Origin of the sequence: Tannerella forsythia, from assembly GCF_001006485.1 — a bacterium.
GTDB lineage: Bacteria > Bacteroidota > Bacteroidia > Bacteroidales > Tannerellaceae > Tannerella > Tannerella forsythia.
Genome location: NZ_JUET01000054.1, coordinates 14,646 through 39,095 on the forward strand (window position 1 = coordinate 14,646; position 24,450 = coordinate 39,095).

At 49.2% G+C, this 24,450-nt stretch carries 17 protein-coding genes; 5 read left to right on the forward strand and 12 right to left on the reverse strand.

Annotated features, from left to right (window positions below; genetic code table 11):
* Positions 1-11: 11 nt before the first annotated feature.
* Positions 12-1,667: a glycogen/starch synthase gene (locus tag Tanf_RS02520; RefSeq protein ID WP_046824798.1), complete on the reverse strand. Its 1,656-nt coding sequence runs from the start codon at positions 1,665-1,667 to the stop codon at positions 12-14.
* A 152-nt stretch (positions 1,668-1,819) separates the two neighbouring features.
* On the opposite strand from Tanf_RS02520, the gene Tanf_RS02525 reads away from it, so the two are divergent.
* From Tanf_RS02525 to Tanf_RS02540, 4 genes are read left to right on the forward strand one after another with little or no spacing between them, the layout of a single operon-like run.
* Positions 1,820-2,119: a hypothetical protein gene (locus Tanf_RS02525; protein ID WP_046824825.1), complete on the forward strand. Its 300-nt coding sequence runs from the start codon at positions 1,820-1,822 to the stop codon at positions 2,117-2,119.
* Positions 2,116-2,700, forward strand: a complete 585-nt coding sequence (locus tag Tanf_RS02530; protein ID WP_046824799.1) for a lysophospholipid acyltransferase family protein — start codon at positions 2,116-2,118, stop codon at positions 2,698-2,700. The genes Tanf_RS02525 and Tanf_RS02530 overlap by 4 nt, the downstream gene beginning before the upstream one ends.
* A complete protein-coding gene (locus Tanf_RS02535; protein ID WP_046824800.1) occupies positions 2,693-3,481 on the forward strand; it encodes an amidohydrolase in 789 nt (262 codons plus the stop codon). The genes Tanf_RS02530 and Tanf_RS02535 overlap by 8 nt, the downstream gene beginning before the upstream one ends.
* The gene (locus Tanf_RS02540) at positions 3,478-4,629 is read left to right on the forward strand and encodes a Rid family hydrolase (protein ID WP_052448978.1); all 1,152 of its coding nucleotides are present in this window, start codon (positions 3,478-3,480) and stop codon (positions 4,627-4,629) included. The genes Tanf_RS02535 and Tanf_RS02540 overlap by 4 nt, the downstream gene beginning before the upstream one ends.
* A gap of 12 nt (positions 4,630-4,641) precedes the next feature.
* Here the strand turns inward: Tanf_RS02540 and Tanf_RS02545 are convergent, their stop codons facing one another.
* The 11 genes from Tanf_RS02545 to rpmH all read right to left on the reverse strand — a co-directional run bounded on the left by Tanf_RS02545 (position 4,642) and on the right by rpmH (position 21,386).
* The gene (locus Tanf_RS02545; protein ID WP_046824801.1) at positions 4,642-6,453 is read right to left on the reverse strand and encodes a glycoside hydrolase family 2 protein; all 1,812 of its coding nucleotides are present in this window, start codon (positions 6,451-6,453) and stop codon (positions 4,642-4,644) included.
* A 154-nt stretch (positions 6,454-6,607) separates the two neighbouring features.
* A complete protein-coding gene (locus Tanf_RS02550; protein ID WP_046824802.1) occupies positions 6,608-9,850 on the reverse strand; it encodes a S41 family peptidase in 3,243 nt (1,080 codons plus the stop codon).
* 1,415 nt (positions 9,851-11,265) lie between these two features.
* Positions 11,266-12,243 carry a hypothetical protein gene (locus Tanf_RS02560; RefSeq protein ID WP_140230584.1) on the reverse strand — a complete coding sequence of 326 codons (978 nt, stop codon included), beginning with the start codon at positions 12,241-12,243 and terminating at the stop codon, positions 11,266-11,268.
* Positions 12,244-12,423: 180 nt separating this feature from the next.
* Positions 12,424-15,855 (reverse strand): type IX secretion system sortase PorU, encoded by a 3,432-nt coding sequence (porU, locus tag Tanf_RS02565; RefSeq protein WP_046824827.1) that lies wholly within the window; start codon positions 15,853-15,855, stop codon positions 12,424-12,426.
* A gap of 19 nt (positions 15,856-15,874) precedes the next feature.
* A complete protein-coding gene (locus Tanf_RS02570) occupies positions 15,875-16,486 on the reverse strand; it encodes a fumarylacetoacetate hydrolase family protein (RefSeq protein WP_014226363.1) in 612 nt (203 codons plus the stop codon).
* A gap of 4 nt (positions 16,487-16,490) precedes the next feature.
* Positions 16,491-17,141 carry a redox-sensing transcriptional repressor Rex gene (locus Tanf_RS02575; protein ID WP_046824805.1) on the reverse strand — a complete coding sequence of 217 codons (651 nt, stop codon included), beginning with the start codon at positions 17,139-17,141 and terminating at the stop codon, positions 16,491-16,493.
* Positions 17,138-18,304: a 1-acyl-sn-glycerol-3-phosphate acyltransferase gene (locus Tanf_RS02580; RefSeq protein WP_046824828.1), complete on the reverse strand. Its 1,167-nt coding sequence runs from the start codon at positions 18,302-18,304 to the stop codon at positions 17,138-17,140. The genes Tanf_RS02575 and Tanf_RS02580 overlap by 4 nt, the downstream gene beginning before the upstream one ends.
* Positions 18,305-18,343: 39 nt before the next feature.
* Positions 18,344-19,354 (reverse strand): D-alanine--D-alanine ligase, encoded by a 1,011-nt coding sequence (locus tag Tanf_RS02585; RefSeq protein WP_046824806.1) that lies wholly within the window; start codon positions 19,352-19,354, stop codon positions 18,344-18,346.
* A 17-nt stretch (positions 19,355-19,371) separates the two neighbouring features.
* Positions 19,372-20,442 (reverse strand): RluA family pseudouridine synthase, encoded by a 1,071-nt coding sequence (locus tag Tanf_RS02590; protein ID WP_046824807.1) that lies wholly within the window; start codon positions 20,440-20,442, stop codon positions 19,372-19,374.
* A gap of 8 nt (positions 20,443-20,450) precedes the next feature.
* Entirely contained in the window at positions 20,451-21,119 is a 669-nt protein-coding gene (locus Tanf_RS02595; protein ID WP_052448979.1) for a PASTA domain-containing protein, read from the reverse strand.
* A gap of 111 nt (positions 21,120-21,230) precedes the next feature.
* A complete protein-coding gene (gene rpmH / locus Tanf_RS14090; RefSeq protein WP_014226357.1) occupies positions 21,231-21,386 on the reverse strand; it encodes a 50S ribosomal protein L34 in 156 nt (51 codons plus the stop codon).
* Positions 21,387-21,601: 215 nt separating this feature from the next.
* On the opposite strand from rpmH, the gene Tanf_RS02605 reads away from it, so the two are divergent.
* Entirely contained in the window at positions 21,602-24,448 is a 2,847-nt protein-coding gene (locus Tanf_RS02605; RefSeq protein WP_080948534.1) for a T9SS type A sorting domain-containing protein, read from the forward strand.
* The last annotated feature ends 2 nt before the right edge of the window (positions 24,449-24,450 follow it).

Here is a 24,450-nt window from a genome sequence, read left to right on the forward strand (position 1 = left end):
AACCTATAACATCACATACGGTTTCTCTGTTTCGCCTTCGCAAAAGCCATATCAAATGCTTGATAATAATATGTAATGAATTGCTTCCATTCAGCCTGTGCAGCTAACTTGCGACAATTCTCTCGAATATATTCCCGATCGGCTGCATCTTTGCATATCAGAGAAAGTAAAATTTCCGAAATATCATTCACGACATCGAAATAATTATCATCTGTCCGGTGAATCACGGCGACTCCCTCCGTGATGTCATCGCCCGAAACCTTTGCCTTAGCCCATAACCCGAATCCGGCCAGATCGGTGGTGACCGTCGGGATGCCGAACGCAATGCTTTCCAGCGGCGTATAGCCCCACGGCTCGTAATACGACGGATAAACGGTCGCATCCATACCGATCAACAGGTCGTAGTACGTCATGTTGAATATACCGTCTTTCCCGTCCAAATAGCAGGGCACAAAGATGATTTTCAGGTTATCGTCTGCCGTATTCGTAAAGCCGCAACGGAGGATGAAATTCGTTATGCTGTCTTCATTCATATTGTTAAGCCAATGCGTGATGCATGAGGTCTGCATTGGCTCCGTCGTATGAAAGTCTTTCGCAAGAATTTCCTTCAGGTCGGCACGCGGAGCGAAAACCCACGCCGGGACAAGCAGAAAAGCGACGACTTGCCGATTCAGTTTGCCGGAAGTGCGCAAACGGTTCATGGCCTCGATATAAACGTCGATTCCTTTGTTACGATACTCATACCGGCCGCTCGTCGAGATGAGAAAAGCATCTTCATCGATCGTCCGGCCGCATAACGTTTCGGCTACCCTGAGCAGTTTTTTACGGGCTTCAGTACGACGTGCCGGATAAGCATCGGCAACAGGCACAAAGTCCGGCTCGAAACCGTTGGGGGTCACGATATCCGGTGCTCTGTCCAAGAGCTGCCTGCATTCGGTGGCCGTAATATCGCTTACGGTCGTGAAACAGTCGGCATAACGGGCAGCCTGCTTCTCGACCGAGTGCTTGGCTTCCATGTTTAATTCTCTTGCCATCCGATTGCCGTCGTATCCATTCATGCATCCGTAGAGGGGTTTACCGTTTCCGGCAATCGAACGTCCGATGGAGGTAGCATGTGTCGTGAACACCGTAGCAATCTGCGGTACGTATTTCTGTAGATATAGCTCTCCGAACCCCAGCATCCATTCATTGAAATGGGCGATGATCTTTTTCTGTTCCAACCCATGAAAGCGGTAGAAACTTTCGATCGTTTTTCCGGTGGCGTAGGCGAAGATACAAGACTCGTCATAATCGCCATAAGCCTTTGACGAATCGACACCGAACGATTCCCACATTTCGTAATAGACTTCGTTTTTCTTTTCGAAGAAAGGCTGATAGTCGACTAAAATCACCGGAGGTGTGCCCGGTATCTGCCATCGTCCTTTGCGCACGGACAGTCCTTCGGAAGCTGCCGCTTTCGCCCAGTCGGCGTAGAGCGCAGGGTCTTCTCGAAAATCGGCATCCGGCTTTCCGCGGTCCGGCCCGATGAAAATAATCGTATCGGTAAAACGCTGTTGTAACGTGCGTGCTTTTGTGGACAAGACGGTATAAATACCGCCAACTTTATTGCAGACTTCCCAGCTGCATTCAAAAATATAATCCGGTTGAGTTATTGCCTTTTTTATCATAGTTGTCTAACCTTATAAAAGGTAGTTGTTTAGCCGGCAAAGATACGTCTTTTTTTCTTTTTCTTGTGTTTCTTTATCCAAATCCCGGAGAATTGTCATACCTTTGATTGTCGAAAAAAAGAAAATGTTTAACTCAAAAAGAAGAAACTAAAATGGCAAAAAGAAGAAAATTAAAGAAACATATCTCCCGTCTGTTCGGGATGTTGTTTTCCGACTTGTTAATCTGTCATTATTTACTTCCGAAAATAGACAATGAGAAAGTTTTATTATTGGCGACGCACATGAGCGATCGGAACGATGAGTTTATTTGCCGTGCACATCATGCTCCGGGCACAAACCGGGCAGAGGTCAAGAAATATTATCAAAAGTTATCTGCTGATCTGAGAAAAGAATGGAATGCGTTGGCCGAAGAGATCGTCCGATTGACCGAAGCGCTTGATAAGAAAGCATGAAAAAAGCGATCTGTAGATGGCTTCTTAAGTGCATGGGATGGAATATCGGTCTGACGGGCGACGATGTTCCCAAGTGTGTGATTTGTGTAGCCCCTCATACGAGCAACACCGATTTTCTGATCGGCAAGTTGTTTTACAACGCGGTCGGGAAACAGGCTAAATTCCTGATGAAGAAAGAATGGTTTTTCTTTCCGTTAGGATTAATCTTTCGGAGCATGGGCGGCGTACCGATCGACCGGAGCCGCAACCAGTCCATGACCGAACAGATGGCGGCTGAATTTGCATCACACGATTATTTCCGTGTAGCTATCACGCCGGAAGGGACGCGCAAGAGGGTCGATGAGTGGAAACGTGGTTTTTATTACATTGCTTTGAAGGCACAGGTACCGATTCAGCTTGGTTATATCGATTACGGCAGGAAAGAAGTCGGGATTATGTCGACTTTCCGGCCGACGGGCGATGCGGATGCGGACATCCGTTATATCCGTTCATGTTATAAGGGAATCAGAGGCCATCATGGAGAGAAATTCGGAGAAGTCGGGGAAGAACGCGATAAGAAAAACGGAAAGATCGATGAATAGTAACAGCTCGTTGCGTGTCAGTATGATTCAAGCTCCGATTGTGTGGGAAGACAGAACGGAGAACGTGGCTTATTATGGGAAATTGCTGCATGGTTTAACCGGCAAAACCGATCTGGCAGTCTTACCGGAGTTATTTACGACGGGATTGTCGATGCGCGTGCACGACCTGTCGGAGCCGGTCGACGGCAAGACGATCGCTTCGGTGAAGCAGTGGGCCCGAGAATACGGCTTTGCCGTGACAGGGAGCTTTATCGCTTCGGAAGAAGGGCGTTTTTATAACCGTGCATTCTTTATTACCCCCGATGGTCGGGAGTATTATTACGATAAGCGTCATCTGTTTCGTATGGCGGGCGAAGATCGCAGTTTCTCGGCCGGCGATAAGCGGCTGATTCTCGATTATCGCGGCTGGAAAATCTGCCCGATGGTTTGCTATGACTTGCGTTTCCCGGTCTGGAGCCGCAATGTGAATAACGAATACGACGTGCTGATTTACGTGGCCAACTGGGTGAGTGTACGACGGGATGTGTGGAAGACGCTGCTGCATGCGCGGGCGATTGAGAATATGGTGTATGTGTGCGGGGTGAACCGTGTCGGTGTGGATGGCCGCGAGTTCGCTTATCACGGCAGCTCGAGAATATATACTCCGAAAGGAGAAAAGCTGGCGGATGCCGGCGAAGAGGAAGAAACAATCGTCACGTGTACGCTGGAGCGGGAGCCGTTGGATACGCTTCGGGAGAAGTTTCCGGTGTGGCGTGATGCGGATCAGTTTGATATCCGATGATTTGCACACATCACAGAGAATGGGCGGATCTGCCGGTCCTCGCTACTTACAGCGAATTTGCTCTGTCCGGGCAGGCTGCCGAATACCATTTGTCAATACGAATCGCGGCTTCGGAGTCAGATACCCAAACGCAATTTGCACAGCTTGAGGCGGCATTGAGCCGTTGGCAAAGTGAATATCCTCATACGATGCTTGTCTGGAGGCGTTACTTCCTTAGCGATGTCATGAATCAACACGGTTTTTTGTGTGGATACGATAACGAAGATGCGGCGTTGTCTGTCGTACAGCAGGCGCCCGGTCTGACAAAGGTAGCCCTCTGGGCTTATTGGGTGACATCCGAAAGTTCACGTGTGTCTAAAAACCTGTCTGTACAGGCTACAGAACTGATCCGTCCGTATTACCGTCACTTTTATCATACACAACTTCACTCATCGGCTTCGGACGAAGAGAAGCAGACAACCGATATTTTTGACCGTTACACGGCTTTATTGGCGACGCAGGCATGTACGTTGAGCCGTCACTGTATTCGTACATGGCTTTTTGTGCGCGACATCGACCTGCGTTATGCCGGCATGGTGAAAGCGCGCCGGGCATGTTTCGAGCGCGAAGGGCTGACGTCGCAGACCCATTTCATTGCCAGCACGGGCATCGAGGGACGGTATACCGATCCGCGGGCATTGGTGACGATGGATGCGTATGCGGTGCACGGCTTGGAAACGGAGCAGGTGAGCTATCTCGATGCACTTGATCATCTGAATCGAACGAGCGAATACGGCGTGACGTTCGAGCGGGGTACCATGGTGCAATACGGTGACCGGCGGCATATCTTTATCTCGGGTACGGCAAGCATTAACAAGTATGGCGAGATCGTGCATCCCGGCGATCTTTCCGGTCAACTCGACTGTTTATTCGGAAATATCAGGGCGTTGTTGGCCGAGGCTGATGCCGGCATGCACAACGTCATGCAGATGATTGTCTACGTGCGCGACCCGGGCGATTACGCAGCGGTCGGCACATGGATAGACGCTTATTTTCCACAAATACCCCGTATCACGGTCTGTGCTGCGGTCTGTCGTCCGGGGTGGCTCGTCGAGGTCGAGTGCATCGCCGTCACTTCCGACGGCGACAACCGTTTCCCCGTATTTTGAGAATGCGTCAGGCTATTCCGATAGCATACGAATAACCTCCTGATTGGCAGCACGTACTTCGGCTTCGTTGATTTTGATCTCTTTCCGGTCGTAGGTCATCAGCCCGTTCACTTCGCCTTCCACATCGGTTGTCTGCGTATAAACGGCTGCGGAGAAACCTTGTCTGACGAATGACTGAAGCGTCTTGGCAAACTGCACGTATTCGGCCGTTACTTCTTCTTTGTTTTTAAACTGCACATATCCCCAGTTGCGTTTATCCCACCATAGATGGCCTTCGAGCGCCAACCCGATACCGCCGTATTCGCCGAGAACCGTTACACGTTCTGGATCGAACAGGTACATTTCCGGACCGGGATAATTGTGCAGGTCGAGTATGCTTCCGCACCGGCGATGGTTTCCTCCGCTGGCCGGATTGACGAGTCGTGACGGATCACGATGTTCCGTCCATGCCGTTACTTTTTCGGTGTCGAATTGTCCCCATGCCTCGTTGAAAGGTACCCAGATAATGACGCAAGGATGGGAGATGCACAAGTCCATGATTTCTCCCCACTCATGATAGTAATTGGCGGCAGACTCTTCGCTTCGCTGTTTGTCTGAACCTCCGCCGTATTGACGCGGCTCCCACACATTGTCCATGTCACCGCTCGGCATGTCTTGCCAGACGAGCATCCCTTCCTTGTCGCAGTGGTAATACCAGCGCGCAGGCTCAACCTTGACATGCTTACGTATCATATTGAATCCGAAATCTTTCGTCTTTCGAATATCATAAAGCAGCGCTTCGTCAGTCGGCGCCGTATAGAGTCCGTCAGGCCACCACCCCTGGTCGAGTGGTCCGTATTGGAAATAATTCTTGTTATTGAGCTGCATGCGCATGATACCGTTGGCGTCACGAGCCGTCGATATCTTGCGCATAGCCGTATAGGACGATACTTCGTCTATTTTTTTGCCGTTGTGTGTGAGGCTGATCTTCATCGCATAGAGCGTCGGAGATTCGGGCGACCACAGCCGGGCGTTCGTAACCGGTATACGCAAGGTCTTTCCACTGATGCCTTTGGCCGAAGATACCATACGATCACCGTCGAAAAGACAGACTTCAACGATGTCATGGTTCCGATCGTCGTTGGTCGAGACGGTTACTTCAACGATCTCATGGTCGATATCGGGAATTGAGCGCACGCTTGTGATATGATGCTCCGCAACCGGCTCGATCCATACCGTTTGCCAGATACCGGTAACAGCCGTGTACCAGATGCCTTCGGGGTTCAATGTCTGTTTGCCTCGCGGCTGATACCCCTTGTTCGTCGAATCCCATATCCGTACGACGAGTTTCTGCGGTTCGTTTGCTTTAAGAAACGACGTTATATCGAACGAGAAAGGCGTATAGCCTCCTTGGTGTGTGCCGATAAAGATATCGTTTACAAACACGTCGGAGCGCCAGTCGACGGCTCCGAAGTTGAGTTTCACATGCCGGCCTTTCCAGGATGACGGTACGGTGAACGTACGTTTATACCATAGTTCCTGCTGTTCGTTCACGGTCTTTTGTACGCCCGAAAGCGATGATTCTACGGCGAAAGGCACGAGAATCTTTCCGTCGAAATCGGCCGGTTCGGCTTTTCCTTTGTCTCGAATCGCATACTCCCAGAGACCATTCAGGTTCATCCATACCGATCGTTCCAATAGGGGACGCGGATATTCGGGTAATATCCGGTTCGGGTCAAAGCGTTCAGCCCAAACGGTTTTTAACTTGTCGCCGGCCGGCTTCCATTGTGCCGATACACCGAAAGAAAAGAGCACGATAGATATAAATAAGATTGTCTTTTTCATGATGATTTTGTGTGAATTTTTGTAAGACAGATAAATGATGATTGAATTTTGTATATTGCCGACTGTACTGATATGCCGGAGAAAGATAGATGCCCTCCGTGTCCGTGCCGAGAGGGGTATTCCATCCGGCAGACACAGAGAGCATCCATAAGGGTTATTTATTCCACACCCGCGGCGCCGGAGTTTTGGGCAACGGTTTGCGGTTCTTCAGTTCTTTCATGACTTCTTCGATGGCACGGTTGAGCTGCTCGTCTTCGCCGTTCCATTCTTTTACCGGATCGTTGTCAATGAGGATATCCGGCTTTACGCCTTCATTCTCTACCATCCAGTGGCCATCCATGTCATAGCTTGTGAAGAACGGCACGCGCACGTCGGTACCGTCGATAAACGGTAACGAGGCTGTGATCCCGACAATTCCGCCCCATGTGCGGGTTCCGATCAGTTTACCGAGTTTAAGCGCGCGGAATCCCCACGGGAACAGGTCGCCGTCGGAAGCCGAATATTTATTGATCAGACACACTTTCGGGCCAACCAACACCGCATCGGGCACGGTACCGTTACGGGTCGATCCGCGGCGCATGGTCATGCGGTACGGTTCGCGAGCCAGACGTTCGAGGATCATCGGGGAGACGTTACCGCCGCCGTTCGCGCGGTCGTCAATGATGAGTCCTTCCTTGTCGAGTTGCGGATAGAAATATTTGGCAAATTCGTTCAGTCCGTCTACTCCCATATCGGGGATGTAGATATATCCGATTTTTCCGCCCGAAGCCTTGTCAACCTTCTCGATGTTATTTTTTACCCATTGGTAATGATAGAGCGAATATTCTTCTTCGAGCGGGCGGATCACCACCTTGCGGGCGCCGTTGAGCTGTGCTTTGCCGTTGAGCGACAATTCCGTCGGAACGCCGGCTTTCCCTACGAGGAGGGCATACAGGTCGTTGACCGTGTTGGTCGGCACTCCGTCGATGGCGACGATGAAATCGCCGACTTGAGCTTCGATGCCCGGCTCGGTGAGCGGAGAACGGAGAGCGGGACTCCATGATTCGCCCGGCAGAATTTTTTCGAGGCGGAAGAAGCCGCTCTTGTCGCGCGAGATCTCTGCGCCCAACAGTCCGGTCTTGATGCGTTGCGGGCGATTCGTCTCGCCGGTGTTCACGTAGGCATGGCCGCAATTGAGTTCACCGATCATTTCGCCGATCAGGTAGGTGAGGTCTTGACGGTTCTTCACATAAGGGAGTAATACGCCATATTTCTTCTTCATCGCTTTCCAGTCTACGCCGTGCATATTTTCGAGGTAGAAGCCGTCGCGGAAGGCACGCCATGCCTCATCGAAGATTTGTGCCCACTCCTTGGCATAGTCGATCGTAATCTTCATATCCGAGAAATTTACAGGGTCTTTCAAATCGATTTTCCCGGAAGGAATATCTTTGACAAACAGTTGCTTGTTTTTGAAGAATCCGGCTTTTTTGCCTCCCGGCTCCACCCACATACGGGCGCCTTCGGCCACGGTTTCTTCTTTCTGCTTGTTCAGATCATAGACGTAGGTGGAGTTGTTACGGCTGTAATACACTTTTTGCCCGTCGGAATAAAGATTACCGTGATATCCTTGCGGCAAGGGGAGTTTCACGATCCGGCCGCTCAGTCCGTCCGCATCGACTTTGACCGTGACGCCTTCGGGCTTTTTCTTCTCGTCCGTCTCTTTTTTCTTGCCTTCTTCTACGTTGATTTCTACTTTCTTCGGTTCAGCTTTGCTACCGTCGTCCTTGGTCAGGAAGGGGGAGGGCGTGTCTTTGGTCAGCAGCGCGAGGTAAACTCCGTTCGAATAACCGTAGACGTGGTTCCATTCTTTCGATCCGTAGGTTGGATTGAAGTCGCGCATCGAGGTAAATACAAGGTATTTCCCGTCTGTGCTAAACGTGGGAGAACCCGAATCGTACCACCGGTCGGTTACCTGAAATTCTTTCTTGTCGTCGATGCGGTAGAGGTAAATGATGTCGTATTCGTTGTCGGCCATGCGTGTATATGCCAGCCATTTGCTGTCGGGCGAGAAAGTGACCTCATACGGTTCTTTCTTCGGATCGCGCAGTACTTCGGTTACCTGTTTGGTAGCCACATTCAGCAGGTTGATCCGGTTCTTGCGGTCGGTGTACACAATCGATTTGCTGTCGGGACTCCATTCGAAGTTACGGATATACGTATCGTTATTTTTCGTCAGCTGAACGGCTTCGCCTCCTTCGGCCGGTTGCATGTAAAGCTCGGTTTCGCCCGTTGCGTCGGAGATGTAAGCGATGTGCTTGCCGTCGGGCGACCAGGTAGCGCTGCGTTCGTGAGCCCCCGGCGTACGGACGATGTTTTTCGTCACGCCTTTCTCAACGGGGAGGTTAAATATCTCGCCGCGTGCCGTGACGACAACCCGTTTCCCATCGGGCGAGAGGCTGGCTCCGCGCATGTACCGTCCGCCGTCCTTGATTTCGCTCCGGGCGTACAGATGGTCGGAGGTCAGTGTGATGTTGACCTTTTCGGCTTTCTTTGTGGCAGGATCGAACCGATAGATATAGCCGGCATTTTCGAAGACGATCAGTTGCCCGTTCGTGCTTGGGAACTTGATATCATATTCGGTGAAGTCGGTTACCTTCGAGGTCGTTTTTGTTTTTGTATCGTAGACGAAGAGGTTCATCGTCCGGTCGCGGTCGGAGAGGAAATAGATTTCGTCGCCGACCCACATCGGGAAGATGTCTTGTGCGCGGTTGTTCGTGATGTTCTCGACCGTTTTCTTTCCGGCGTCATATATCCAGACATCGTCTGCCATACCGCCCCGATAGTATTTCCATGTGCGGAATTCGCGCATCACACGGTTATAGGCCAGTCGTTTCCCGTCGGGAGAAAAACTGCAAAAGCCGCCTTCGGGCAAGGGGATGACTTCGGAGAGTCCGCCTTCTTTGGCTACGGTGTACAGTTTACCGCCAAATCCCGAGCCGATCCGGTTGCGGTAAACAATCTTCGCGCCGTCAGCTGTCCATGCGGTCACGATGTTGTTCGGTCCCATACGGTCTCCCACATCGTCGCGTTGATTTGTCGCAGTGTAAGTTACGCGCAGCGGTTCGCCGCCGTCGGCGGGGATGGTATACACTTCCGTATTTCCGTCATACTGTCCGGTGAAGGCAATCGTTTTTCCGTCGGGCGAAAAGTGCGGAAACATTTCGTAGCCTACATGCGAAGTGAGCCGTTTCGCTTCTCCGCCGCGGACAGATACTTTGTACAAATCGCCGGCATACGAAAACACAATGTCGCTACCGTTTGTAGCAGGGAAACGCAGCAACCGCGCTTCTTCGGCCTGTCCCTGTTGCGCTGCGACGAACATCGCACATACCAGGCTCCATAGTTGTTTTTTCTTCATACGTTTTTACATTTGATTTTAGACGTGTACAAAGGTAAGCATTATTACCTCAAATTGGGTTGATTTGTTTAGCCGTTTAGTTGTTGGGGGGCGTCAGTTGTCAGCTTCATCCCTGCAAATTCTCCCTTTGAAGGGGGGAGGGGGGGGCGTTCGGACACTGTGTACCCGCCCTGACTATTCAATGATGTCAGGCTTACAGCCCTTGTACCCCTTGCGAGCTAACCCTTTCGTGGCGTTGAGGTGTTTGGTTGTTGAGATGTTAATTTGTTTACTGACTACTGATTACTGAACGCTGTAAAAGCCCTGAAAGGGCACGTTAATTCAGCCCAATGTAGAGCGAAGCAAAGCGTTGGGAAAAAGCATTCCCCGATAGAGGGCTGAAAGCCTACTTTTTTTCTGATGTCTTAATGAAGGAGCTTTCCATATAAATGTTTTGTCGATCCGGTTGTTCATACAGAAGGTAATATAAAAAGAACGGAATACACAGGATAAAATAAGATACATCGATAGATGATTCTTGAATCAGAGAGATATAGACCGATGTACTGAGGGCATGATACACAAAATGCAGCATAATCGTTATAAACAGGATCACTCCGCTGTAAAAAAAAACATCCGCATTTTGCTTGCAAAACAGAAACATAAAACAGGAACAAACAATTGCAGTCATGACCCATCCGAACGGCATCAAGAAAGAGGATTGAATGATGAATGGATTCATCTGCAGAAAATCATCCCGGAATCCCATCACAAAAGGTAAAAATGTAGAGATAAAAATGAGGACGGATATCGCTCCGATCTTTATTGCCGATTTCAGAGATAGCTGCCCGGTTCTGATGGTATGCAGAAAAAAGATGATATAGCAGAGCGCAAATACGTTTCGGGTAGACAAAAGCAAACCGATTATTCCTCCGATAAATAATTGATTTTTCAGAGATGCGTAATTCTTAATTCTAAAAAATAAGACAATGGAGCATGCTATAAGGACGGCATTCAGAAAAATATTGCTTCTTACCAATACTTCCCAAAGATAAAAAGGGGACGTGGTTATCAACAGTATGAATAAGACAGGATAAGGAGACGCTATTTTCATGTATTTGATTAATCCATAAAAAACAACGATTCCTGCAAGCGAAAGAAATCCCAGTTCTCCGATGAGGTAAAAGGGGAGTGCCAAGATAAAATAAAAAGGCATTGGGCCCGGATAATTTCCCAGATGAGACTGGGCGTAATATACATATTGGCCACTAAAATACTGGTCCCAAAAAGAGGTGATTGCAAAAGAAAATTTGGTAAGCAAGCATTAAAGATAGAAAATCTGCTTGCTTACCAAAGCAAAAAAAACGTCTTTAAACCGACTTTAGATTCATTAATTACTGCGATTTTATCCAGAAATCTTTTAAAGATGTTTATATTTATTCATTATTTCCAAGAGGGGTACATCCCAGAAATGTATATGTTATATGGTTATCGCTAATGCTTTCTTGAATAACATACATGTTGGGATCTTTGCACCATTTAGGCATACCGTCCCTCCAAGAGCAGACATTATCAGGCCTTTCTATATTCTTATATACAAAAGGCCTAAAATCGTCTTCTCTCCTTTTGACCACTATATCCATAGATATAATGATATATGAACTGGGAATAGTAATGTAACCTGATTCATTTTTTATAGAAGAGTCATTATTTGTACCGAATGTTTCTGAATATGAAAGATTCCGGTATCGGTTATTGCCATCCTTTACTTTTAAATTGAAAGTGATGATGCATGGAGAAAATTCCATATATTCTATTTTGGCTGTAATAACATCCGCTTGTTTCCATGGATTGGGTCGTCCATAATATACATATCCGATATTTCGTTGAAAGACATAATCTTTTTCTTTATCCGGATCATTCCAAACTTTGTAGAAATGATTCTTTTTTTCCGCCGAATAATATTCTTTTAGCGGAACGGCTCCTATTTGCATGGAAGGATAAATATATCCGAGATGGGCCTCTTGTTTGTAGCCTTGGACAGACGGTTCAGTCGAGAGCAGATGGTCGTTGTAGGCTTCCGAATAATATCTGTATAAAGGTTGAGCATTCCAGATGCTCTCACTTGCCAGATTAAAATCCTGGCACATGTGAAGATAGTGCCGTCCGTTGATGATAAGCGGCTGGTTGGGTGCCTCCGTGCCGAAATAATGATCGCTCTTTTCGCCTCCATGGTAGTAATACACATGGATGGGAGTAGAGGCTTCGAATGGTGAAAGTCCGTTACCGGATGATCTAAGTTCAACCGATTCGCTTTCCGTGTCGATGATTTCGTCACGTACTAAGGTGAATTTTCGACCCTCCTTTGGAGTGTCTTTTCCGCTCCGGACTGAGCTCTGATTCGTTTCAGTCAAGACATTGTCACTTTGGCAAGAGGTAATGCCAATCCCATGCTGCATAATACAGCTAACATAACTTTTTTCATGTTGTTCTTAATTTAAGTTATAAAAATGTTCGGGGCAAATATAATCGAATCATTTTTATCGACACAAAAAAATCCCATCATTAACATTTCGCTTGATGGATACGGTTCCTTACTTTGCCAGAATAATCATTTTCTTTGCCAATGTGGCTTCGGCCGAGCTTCCCGAACGGATCACGGCGCGATAGAGATAAATTCCCGGCCGGAGGCGTGTGCCGTCACTGCTCGTCAAATCCCATGTTACGGTATAGGCTTTGAACAAGTCGGACGAACCGATCTCCTGATGCTTCCAATACAGGCGTCCGCTCAGATCGTACACGTAGATGGTTGCGTCGATCTTCGATTCGGGGCGATTATGGTACAGGTAGAACGTCACCTTTTCGCGTGCGGGCACGGGGCCGGCCGTCAGACCGGAAAGAAACGGTTTCAGTCCTTTGACGACATTGAACGTAAAGGTTTTCGTCGTCGAGTTATTGAAGATATCCCAGATTTTGAATTCAGCCGTATGCTTTCCTTCGGGCAGTGCAGGAATCGGGAATTTGACGATCCCTTCACCCTCGCTACCGGCTATATTCGTATAGTAAGCATTCAGGGTATAGCTGAGCGACGGGTTGTTGTCGATCGTCAGCATCACATCATGTCCGATGCTGCTGCCGGTGATGTTGATCCCGCTCTTGTCCCATACCTTGGCGACGAACAAAGGCGTTTCATTCGTATCGTGCCCGTCGGTCCAGGTGCTGTCGTTCAGGTACAACATGCGGATTTCCGGCTTGACGGTATCTCTTTCGGTTGGGTTGGCCGTACCGCCAACCGTGTACTTCAGGAAGGAGCCGTTCGCTTCAAGAGCATTCGTCTCGTCGAAGGCGTAAAGGCTCATTTTTCCAGGACCGTTTGTATAGGAGATATCGGCAGGCACGATAAACGAAAACGTGAACTTCCCGTTTTCAACGATCGCATTGCCTTTATAGATCGTATTCGGATAGTCCTTATAGCTGAATTTTTCTCCTTTTCTGTTGTTATCGAGGGTTGTAATTTCTTGCTGGCTGTCAAGTACCACAGCCGTCATTTGGCCGTTGAAGTTCGTCAGGATGGCACCGTCTGCACCAGTCACTTCTCCGGTTACGGTTACCCGGTCCAACGCTTTAAAGTTGACCGATGTTTCGGAAACAGGATTCCCGTTGATCTCCTTCACATTCATTTCGTACTCCGGATAGGCGAGCGAAAGGGCCGGGTCACCGATTAAGACAAAACAGCGGTTGAAATAGTTCCGATATCCGTTTTTCGTTTCTTTCAGTATATCTCCCAAGGTCATCCGCTTCCCCTTATTTTTCTTAAAAATATTGGCTACAAGTAATCTGTTGATAGCAAAATTGGGGGTACCAAACGCAACACGCGAAGTGGTAATTAGTGCAATCCCTCCGCTTTTTTCGGTCAGGAAGACATCCTCGCCGGCCGAGGTCGTTGTGTGATCGAACGGGGTAAAGTCGCATGAAGCAGTAATCCACAATGGTAAATGCGGGTAGGTATATTGCCGGATCATGCTTTGCGTAATTACGTGCTCGTCGCTTAACGATGCGGCATTGCCGTGCCCCGTATAGTTGATCAGCATCACCCCTTGCCGTTGCAGCTTTTGGATGTTTCTTTCCACATCGGGGTACGAACCGCTACTGCCCTTACTTGATTTTTTAAAGGCATCGAAAAACAGTTTGTTCGTGATATATTCCGGGTGGTTATCTTCTATGATCTGTGTCAGTTGATAGGATTGCTCCATATGATCCTTTGCATACGGCTCATGTTCACTGCTGCTTCCATCATCGGCAATAAAGCAGAGTTGATTTTTCCAACTGCCGTAGGCCGGGGTCTCGATGTAACGAACCACTTTATCTACAATGGCTTTTGCCTGATTGACGGTACGTGCCGGAAAACGTCCGATTCCCAGATCGACATAGCTTCTACCGATATCGCTCCCGGATCCGTCGCGTAAAAAACCGAAATAGTCGTCGGTAACGTAAGTCTCTTCATCAGGTTTACCGTAATTCCCTCCCATAATCGACTGTTGGGTCTGGAACGTAAGCAGGAAATTGGTCATATCGATTGACTTCCACGCTGTGGAAAGTTGACGGTTATCGTGTGCTCCGTCGCCAAAAAGCAACAGATATTTCGGTGCATCGGCTTCCGAGGTGCGTCGGTCGTAAAACATTTTCATAAAGCGCCGGATGGCTGTGGCATCGGGGGTACCGCTTGAAAATTCGTTGTACACCTGCTCCGGAGTGACGACAGTCACATGGATGCTGTCGCGCTTGCGGCGGTGGGCTGCAGCCAGCCGTTCGGCTTCGGGTACGAATGCCGGCGGAGAGAGGATAACCATGTCCGTTTGTGGAAGAGCGTGCAGGTCTTGTGCTGTCACTTCGCCCACCGTTTCGGGTTGGGGAAACGATTTGGACAGGTCGACGAGCACGAACTCACGTACGACGGTATGGCTTGCCGGGATGGAGAACGATAACTCGGAGCCGTTGAGAGAGGCTTCCATCCGGGTGATCTTTATGCCGTCCGTCACGTCGAACACAACCATATCGGACGTGGCATTCCGGATGACGAACTGCGATGCCTCCTGCCTCGATTGTACATCGCGAAAGAACGTATAGGCACCGTAGGGCTGCAGTCTCCGTCTGGCTTGCAGACGGATATAGTCCAAAAAGCTCGGTGAGGAAGGTCTGTTATATGATACAGTCACTTTCGGGTTTTCGCTTTTCTGTCCTTTCCATACGGCTGTTCCCACAAATTCGCATGCTTTCGTATATATATATATACAATCGCTCTGAGGAATTACTCCGTGGAGCAGTTGCTGTCCGTCGATGGAGAGCGTGACGGTTCCGTCTCCGGTAACCCCTGTATTGGCTACGAAACGAAGGGTGATCTTGCCGTCGTCGCTCGTGATGCCGGGCATGGAGAACGGAAAATTTTGAGACAGCACACTGGTGAAGCTCTCGCCGAACAGTTCTCGTCCGGAGCCGGTCTGCCCCTCTTTTTGCAGGAACTCGCGGTCTATTTCGTGCAGCAGATGTTCGTCGAAGGTCGTTACTTTGCGTAAGGGATTGCCTTGAGAGGGTGTCGTGCTCATGTCGTGCGTTTCCGTTGCGTCGGTCACGAAGTAGTAGCCGTGCATTGCGTACGGGTTATTTTCGTGAACGAAGAGGGATTTGTGGCTGTCGTAGCTCCACTTTACCGGTCCGCGCCCGTAGAATAGGATATAGTCGGTCCCGCGATAGATGGCTGTTGCCGGAACGTCGTCGATGTAAGGTTTAGAAAAATCTTCGTCGAGTATCCAGCCTCCATAGCCATGTATCGATACTTTCGACGGATCGGAAAACCCCATGGCCTTCAGGTCTGAATGGGTCAGTTTATAGATGCCGTCGTCACTGACGCGGATTTTCACCCATCGTCCTTTCGACAGGACGGAACTTGTTGCATACAGGCTTCGGTCTGCCCGTACGAGATTGCAAGCTAATAAGACGGCGCATAAAACAGCGATCGTTTGCCTCATACTTTTTTCTTCCTTGTTTTTAACGTACATAAAAGTCGAGTACCTTCCGGTTCTCGAGGAAGCCTTCCAGATGGTCTCCGATCCGTACCGGCCCGACCCCGGCGGGGGTGCCCGTATAGATCAGATCGCCCATGCGCAGGGTAAAAAAGCGACTTACATACGCTACGATCCGGGGGATCGAAAAAAGCATGCTGCACGTGTTGGCTTGCTGAACCGTTTGTCCGTTCTTGTCGAGTCGGAAAGCCAGTTGCTGAATGTCGCCCAGTGTGTTGAGTGGGACGAATTCACCGACCGCCGCCGAATGGTCGAAGGCTTTGCTAAGCTCCCACGGCAACCCTTTGTCGCGCAGTTCCCGTTGCCGGTCGCGTGCAGTAAAGTCGATACCTACCGTCACCTCGTCGTAGTAGCGCGGAGCAAACCGTTCGTCGATATTTTTACCCAGCCGGCAGATTTTTATGACGATTTCCGTCTCGTAATGGACTTCGTCCGAGAAGTCCGGGATGAAGAACGGCTTTCCGTCTTTCAGCACCGAGTCGGCTTTCATAAAAATCACAGGCTCCGATAAATCTAACGAATGATGCAGTTCTTTATTGTGGGTGGCATAATTCATCCCGACGGCAAAAATTTTCATCTGTTCAGGGGATAATTGAATTCAGGCGGTTAAACATTACTGCCAAATGTGCGTAAATCGAAGTGTTTTGTACGACGACGTTTTCCGGCACACGGATTCGGAACGGGGTGAAATTCCACAAGGCGCGGATGCCTCCGGTCAGGATACGGTCTGTAACTTGCTGCGCTACCTCGACGGGTACCGTGATGATGGCAATCGTGGCGTCATATTCTTTCTGTTTAGCCTCAAAATCATCGATATGGAATACGGGAATTCCATCGATGGACGTTCCGACGACTTTGGAACGCACGTCGAAGCCGGCTACGATATCCATCCCGTACTGATTGAGCCCCGAGTCGCGCATCAGAGCAGCCCCAAGGCGTCCGACACCGAAGAGAAAGGCCTTATGCTGGCGCGTAAAACCGAGGAAGTTTTCGAGAATATCGATTAGCGCATCGATTTCGTATCCCACACGCGTCTTCCCCGAAATATTCACAAATGAGAGGTCTTTGGCTACTTGACTGGGGTCGACGCCGATCTCCTTCCCGATCTGGGTCGATGAAACGGACACTTCGCCACAGCCTCTCAGCAGCTTGAGAAATGCGAGATACCACGGTAACCTGCGTAACGTCGGTTCCGGCACTCTTCCGGTAGGTTTCTGTTCGCCGCCTGTCATTCCTGTTTGTATTCCCAATGGTTTTTGAGCGGGTTGGAGTACATTTCGAGCATCTTGGTGCGCAGAAACGTTTCGTCTTTATCCGGAAGATCGATTTTGTTCAGTTGCTGTTGCAAGTATGCTTCGAAGCGCATTTTATCGCGCCGGTCGTAATGACTTCGAAAGCGCATGGTTCGGTACAGCATATCGTAAGCCACATGGTTGCAGGGATAAAAGCGGTAGTGGGCATAGATGTCGCAGTCGATGGCGTGTGCAACTTTGGCAATCAACTCGTTGCGTCCCATGTCACGATCGAGGTTCTTCAGCGTATCGTTCAACGGTGTACCGATGGTGAAATGTACGCGTCCTTTGTCTCCCAAAATACCGGTTTCCATGTTCAGCAAGTCGTCGCGTTTGCTTTTTACATAGTCCGGACGGTCTCGTTTCAACTGAAATTCCTGCGCTTTGAGGTAATCGCACGGGTCATACTCGTACGAGATGGCGATGGGTACAATGTTCAGCGCCATGAGATTCGTCAGCAGGTCATCCCTTTCACCAGCCATGCAGAGCATCTTTAGGACGCTGCTTTGGGTGCGGTCGTCCGAGTCTTTGGCTCGTCCTTCGCGTTGTGCGATCCAAATGGATTCTTTTGTGACTTCGAGGGTATGGCGGATATAGGCGGATAATTTCCGGCTGTCTTCGAGTACTTGACGCACCGGTACATTCCGTTTGACGATGAAGCTGTTGTTCAGACGTACGACGGTGTCGATCCACGGATGAATAAGCAGGTTGTCTCCGATGGCGATTTGTGTCATGTCATATCCGATTTCGTAGAGTAATCCATTGAGGAAGGCTGCGTCGAGTACGATGTCGCGGTGATTGGAGATAAAGGTGCACGGAGTTTGTTGAGTCAACCGGCTTCGTCCCGAGATGGTCAATGAGAAGGTACTGAGTCGGGCTACATCCATCACGACCTTGTAGCCGATCGCAGATTTGAATTGCGCTTTCGTTTTGCATGATCGCATTGCGGCCACGAATGCCTCCCAGTCCAACTCAGGTTTGATGAAACGTAACGCACGCTGCAATCCTTCGGACGATACCAGCGTTTCGATCGCTTGTTCCACTTCGTTATCATTCAGCGGGCGTATATCGTCAAAATTATACGAGTGTTCTTTTTTGTCCATGTTTTTTCCGAGATTCACAGTAAACTTACAACTAAAATGCTACAACGATTGTTCAAATCCTCTTTTTGTTATTTGTTTTAATTCGTTCTCGATGATTTCGGTCGTCACGTCGGTCATGTTTAGCCCGGCAGCGCGTACTTGCTGAGGAATAAAGCTGGTAGATGTCATTCCGGGAGTAGTATTGATTTCGAGCATGACGGGTTTTCCGTCCGAGGGAATGATAAAATCCACACGGATGACGCCTTTTGCTCCGACGAGGTCATAGATTCGCAAGGTCTCTTTGCGGATAGAATCGGCAACCTCGTCGGGGATACGTGCGGGTGTGATCTCCTGCACTTCGCCGTTGTATTTGGCTCCGTAATCAAAAAAATCGTTGTCTGTAACGACTTCAGTCAGAGGAAAAACAATTTCTTTTTCGGCTGTTTGATAACATCCGCAAGTCACCTCGATGCCTGGTACAAAGCGTTCGATAATGACCTCGTCCGCTTCGTCGAAAGCTTCGTGAATGGCACTCTGCATTCGTCCGGGCTCTTTGACTTTGGTCGTGCCGAGGCTGCTTCCGCCCTCATTCGGCTTTACAAAGACCGGCAGTCCGAGTTGTGCCACAATGGTTTCGGTCGGCAAGGTTTGTCCGCGGCGGATTCGAAGAGCATCGGGCACCCTCACCTCCTGTCCTTTCAGAAACTGCGTACACGTATATTTGTTGAATGTCAGTGCACTGGCCAGTGTCCCGCACGAAGAGTAGGGGATTTGCAGCATATCGAAATAGCCTTGCAGACGTCCGTCTTCGCCGGGTGTACCATGCACTGTGATATAGGCAAAGTCGAAGGTTACGGTCTGACCGTTATAGCTAAAACTGAAGTTGTTGCGGTCGATCGGTTGCATAGAGCCATCCGGGAGTCTGACACTCCACTCGTTGCGTGTCAAGAGTACGTGATACACATCGTATTTTGTTCGATCGATGAATCGATCCAACCCCTGGGCGCTTCTGAGCGAAACGTCGTATTCGCGGGAATAGCCTCCGGCTACGATGGCAATAATCTTCTTCATGTTCTACAATTCTTTCTTTATCCGTAAGTTGAGCTGTAAATTCTCCATTTCTCCGTCAATTGCCGCATATCGTCTGGTAGCTCGGCCTTGAAAAACATCTCTTTTCCTGTTGAGGGGTGTATGAATCCGAGTGTTTGAGCGTGCAGCGCCTGACGCGGGCAAACGGCAAAACAGTTTTGAATAAACTGTTTGTATCGCGAGAAAGGTTGTCCTTTTAATATCTGGTCTCCACCGTAACGCGCGTCGTTGAACACCGGATAGCCGAGATGTTTCATGTGCACGCGTATCTGGTGAGTACGTCCTGTTTCGAGTCGGCATTCCACCAGACTGACGTAGCCTAACCGTTCGAGTACGCGATAGTGTGTGACAGCCGGCTTACCCTGTTCGCCGTCGGCGAAGACGCACATCTTCAGTCGGTCGCGTACATCACGACCGATATTTCCTTCGATGCGTCCTTCGTCTTCTTTCAGGATACCCCATGTGAGAGCGACATAGTTACGTTGGGTCGTTTTGTTGAAAAACTGTCGTCCGAGGTCGGTCTTGGCTTCCGGTTTTTTGGCGATGACTAACAGTCCGGAGGTATCTTTATCGATGCGATGTACAAGTCCTAACCGCGGATCGGACGGGTCGTAGTATGGATGGTCTTTGAAATGAAAAGCCAGCGCATTCACGAGCGTACCCGTATAGTTCCCGTGTCCGGGATGTACCACTAATCCGGCGGGTTTATTAATGATGAGCAAGTCTTCGTCTTCATAGACGATATCGAGCGGAATATCTTCCGGTACGATTTCCGTTTCATGGCGCGGATACGCCATGACGATAGAGATGACGTCGGAAGGCTTGACACGGTAATTGCTTTTGACGGGTTGTCCGTCGATGAGGATACATCCGGCTTCGGCGGCTTGCTGGATGCGGTTGCGGCTCGTATGTGGCAGACGGTCGGTCAGAAACTTGTCGATGCGGATCGGTGTCTGCTTTTTATCGGCCGTAAAACGGAAATGTTCGTATGTCTGTGATCTTTCGAACTCGTCTTCGGATTCAAAAAACGCATCTGCCTGTTCGTCGTCCGGCATTTCCCAATCGTCCATCTTAAAACTTAAAACCATTTTTCGTTTTCCGACGGTGAAGACGTTGTTTCTTCCGTATGGGGACGCGAAGATTCCGGGGACGTATCGATCGAATCGCCCGATGCTGCATCGGGAGCTGAGCCTCCATCACTTACTTTCAGTACCAGCCGGGCAGCGACAGGCACTCGTTCGCCGGGTTTGAGAAGATGGCCTCGCAGTTCGATGCCGAGCGCCAAGTCACGATAGCGACCGGGCACGTACAAGATTTCAATGGAGGTGAATCCTTTCGATTGTAACAAGGCATAAGCTTGACGGAAAGAGAGGTCGGCAACATCGGGAACAGATGCCGTTTGAGCTGTTCGGGCATTCAACGTCACGAAAATGATACGCCCCTCTTTCACTTTCGATCCGGCACCGGGCACCATCTCGTAGATAGCGCCCGGCGGAACGTCTTTCGTATAGACAGAGTCGATCACCGTATAGCGCAAATCGTTGTTCTCAAAAAACGTCGTTGCCTCTTCAAGTGGTAAACCTTTTACATCCGGTACGATGATCGCCTGATTGTGAAGCGTATACCCCTTTAATGCTTGTAACGTAAGAGCTGAGAGAAGGCAAAGCACTCCCCCGATTAAAAGCACATGCAGAATGATCGGGATGCGCATGAACTGTTCGCGTATGTTCTTGAAATCTATTTGCATCTTGGCAGGCAAAAGTAGGCAAAAACGAGCATATGCACAAAAAAAGAAAGTAAAAGTTTCGTCTCGGAAACTTTTACCTTCTCTGGTCAATGCGTTTAAACGAATCGTTTATCAAAATTTCGGATATTCGTCCGATACAGTCAGTCTTTTCCGCCCTTTAGCCCGACGCGAAGCCAACACACGGCGTCCGTTAGCCGTCGACATTCTTAGGCGAAATCCGTGCTTATTCTTTCTCTTACGGTTCGAAGGTTGAAATGTTCTTTTCATCTTATTATCTTGTTTTTATTATTAGTCGTGAATCGGGCTGCAAAGATAAACGCTTTTTTTTATCAAAGCAAATAGTCTAACGCTTTTTTTCTATCTATTCCATTTTATTCTTTTCCGATGGTCAAGGTATGGAAGCAAAAATTTGAACATTTCGGAAAATCGCCTACCTTTGTGCGCTTGAAAAAATATAACCGTTTACTTTTCAATTGAAATAGATGATAAGAAGTATTATAGGAAGAAATCCCAAAAGATTTTGTCAGATCATAACAGCAATAGGGATAGGGGTCTCAACCACAGCAAGCGCACAGATAGGCGAAGGTGGAACTCCGCCGAGTTTTCGCTATCAGACGATGCTGCGCAGTGAGGCAGCCGTAACGGATATCCCTGTCACATTCAGTGTCGAGGACATGAAGCAGGTCGATCGTTGGCAGGAACAGGAAGGATTGACGCCTTTGTGTGTTTCGACACTTATCAACGTCGCTCTGAACCCCGGAAACTCCGGGAAGTGGAATATCTTGCCCGATGGTCAGGAAATCTGGCAATTGGAATTGAGGGCTGACGGTGCGATTGCACTGATGCTCTATTACTCCGACTTTTACATCCCTAAGGGCGGAAAACTCTTTCTGTATAACGCGGAAAAGACTCAAATTTTGGGGGCTTATACACATGCGACACATCCGTCCGGCGGGCGGTTTGCGACCGAATTTGTGGCGGGTGATGTCGTGACGCTGGAGTATGTCAAGGATCCCGAGGGTCAGATGCCACGTATCGAAATCGAAGCCGTCGGTTACGGGTATAATCACTTGTCCGTTCCGGAGCAGGGAGGCGTGCAGTTACGGCGTGGAGCGAAATCTTCCGGTCCATGCGAGGTCAATATTAATTGCGAAGAGGGTGACGCGTGGCAAAACCAAAAGAAAGGGGTCTGTCATACGGTGCAACGCATTGGCACGAAAAGCTATATCTGCACCGGTTCATTGGTCAATAATACGGCGCAAGACCTGAAACCGTATGTCTTGACGGCCATGCACTGCTCTACCGAAAAAAACACGGAAGCCTCTGATGAAAACATGAAACAGTGGGTTTTTTATTTTCATATGGAGCAGAGCGGTTGCAGTACAAGTTCGCCTGCTGTCGGCTCTAAAACGTTGACGGGCTGTAAGCGTATGGCCTATACCCTCACAAACGGACAGTCCGATGGCTTGTTGTTACTCCTTAATACTCCCGTTCCGGAGAATTATAACGTCTACTATAACGGATGGGATCGGCGCAATCGCCCCCCCCGGTCCGGCGTCTGTATCCATCACCCGAAGGGGGATTATAAAAAAATTTCGACCTATAGTAAACCGGGCACACACAGCACGTTCGTCTCGGACAATGATCTCAAAGGCGATATGCATGCGCATTGGAACGTGACTTTCAGTAAGACGCGCAACGGGCATGGCGTGACGGAAGACGGGTCGTCCGGGTCGCCACTGTTTAATACCGACAAACTGATTGTCGGGACCCTGACGGGCGGAAGTTCAACGTGTGCCAAACCGGAAGGCTTGAATTTGTACGGTAAGATGAGTTACCACTGGAATAAATATACGGATCAGCCACATTCTCATATGGACCAGTTCTTAGACCCGAAAAAAAGCGGTGTCGAAGTATTAGAAGGACGTTATCACACGTTGCTGATGCCGCCTTCGAATCTTCGCTCGACGTATCAGACTGGAACGGTTGTACTGGCTTGGGATGCTCCCGCGTCAGGCATTCCTCAAGGGTATCGCGTCTATCGGAACAATACGAAGATAGAGGAAACGAATGCCCGCTCATATATTGATCGATCGCCGCCGGCCGGAACGGTGACGTATGCCGTGACCGCAGTGTATGCCAACGGCAATGAGTCATCATCGATCACCTCTACTCTTGCTCTGACCGAATATAAGGCGCCCGATAATGTAAAGGTAACGCGAACGTCGACCGGAAAAGCGGCTGTCGTGTGGGATATGCCCGTTTACGAACAAACGATTTATTGGGGGGGAGAGAACTCGAAATATGAGGTGAATATGAATAAAGAGGGCGAAACGAAGCCTTTCTATTTCGGACAGGCATGGACGAGGGACGAAATCATGCCACTACATCTGAAAACGATTACGGCTGTGAAGTTTATTCCGATTCAGAATAACACATACGAAATTTATATCGTACAGGGAAACCGCAGTTATCGACAGAAGATTGTGGATGTAACGTATCGCAGGACGAACACCATCAAGCTGACGACGCCTTTCGTTATCAACGGGACACAACCGCTGACTGTGGCAATTTATGTATCGGAGCTGTCAGCCAGCAGTACAAATTATCCTGCCGTATGCGACCAAGGCCCCGCTATCGACGGGAAAGGAGACCTCTACTCGTACGACGGTAAGATGTGGAAAACGCTCCATAGTGGCCCTGATGCACATAAATTTAATTTCAACTTTTTCATTGCTGCCGTTGTCAGTTCCAAGAGTAGCGAGTTGCCCACCACGTACTCATCCGAAGTATCAATGCCGCAGCTGTTTTCGACTTCTTCTACGGAGACGGTTCGCGTTCAAAAAGCGCAAATTGCAGATATCGAACTTGATACGGTTTCGATGCGTAGTCTGCAACCGTATGCTTTCCCTCAAGTTACCGGATACCATATCTACCGTGATAAGGTGAAGATCGCCACAGTATCGGCCGCACCTACCCGTTATATCGATCCGATGACTCATCTCAAACCGGTGTATTATCAGGTTTCGGCATTGTACGGAAATGCGGAGAGTGTATGGAGTAAGGCGGTGGAATTTATACCGATGAGCAATGTGCCGGGAGCTGAAGATGTGACGATTTATCCTACGGTATTTACCGAACAGTTGCACTTGAAAGGTGCCGAAAGGGTAAAGCGTATCGAGTTCTATACCGTCGACGGCCGGCTGCGTTTGCAGGCAGACCGTCCCGGCGGGGTAATCGATACTCACTCGCTATCTTCGGGGATGTACCTGATACGCATTTATACGATTGACGGACAGACCGACGTTGCCCGCGGCGTCAGAAAGTAAGT